Raw genomic sequence first — 883 nt, 5'->3', positions numbered from 1 at the left:
AGCACCTGTCCGGCCTGCACACCCCCGTCCAGCAGCACCACGACGAAACCCTCGACCGGATCGGCAGCCAGTTCGCGGTGATGCTGCGGGCACTGATGCAGGAGGTGATGAACCGAGCCACGGCCGGCATCACCGCCCGCCGCGCCGCCATCGAGGCCATGCAGATGCGGGAGGAGAAGGCCCGCCGCGAGCACGCCGCCCAGGTCGCCGCCGAGCGCAAGGCGGCCGAGAAAGGTCTGGAAGCGCTGCGCCGGAAGGGTTGGGATCGGCTCTCGCGCAACGAAATCGCCGCCGCGCTACGTGAGGCGGTGACCTGGTCGGAAGACTCCGAGGCTGCCCGCCGCGCGTCGGTGGAACTGGCCGGGCACATCCGGCAGCGCTGGGGTGTGCACGTCGACCTCGACGGCGGGCACGTCACCATCGATGCCGAGGTAACCCCGCAGCTGGCGGCGAAGATGGCCGCCGTCGAGCAGGAACGCGCCACCCAAGACCGTCTGGCCACCGCCCAAGACCGCATGGTCGCGATGATCGCCGCCGAGGACATCGACGAATCGGTCAAGCAGGAGCTGTACGCGCAGGTCGAGGCGTGGCGCAACGAGCCCAGCGTGAACAGCCTTTCGGCGTTGACGAAGAAGATGAAAGCCGCCGGTCTCGGTGACGAGGTGCGCGCGCGGGCCCGGTTCGTGGCCATCTACCTCGGTGAGGCCTCCGCCCAGCCGATGAGTGTGAACGACACCGACTGGGTGCCCGTCACCCCGGCGGCAGCCGAGGAGTTGCGCCGAATCGGCAAGCCGGTGGTCGATCTGGGGGAAGAGGCCAAATACCGGGTCGACACCTTGCTGCTGGACTATCAGGCCCGCCTCAAGAGCGGTCTGGACACCGT

The 883-nt window shown here is 68.9% G+C and carries 1 pseudogene; it reads left to right on the top strand.

Annotation, left to right across the window (positions count from 1 at the left end):
- A pseudogene (locus A5780_RS41425) lies at positions 1–883 on the top strand (hypothetical protein); the annotation flags it as partial.

This window comes from Nocardia sp. 852002-20019_SCH5090214 (assembly GCF_001665865.1).
Classification (GTDB): Bacteria; Actinomycetota; Actinomycetes; order Mycobacteriales; family Mycobacteriaceae; genus Nocardia; species Nocardia nova.
Note: the sequence above shows the minus strand (reverse complement) of the source record. Positions and strands in the feature narration are given on the sequence as shown.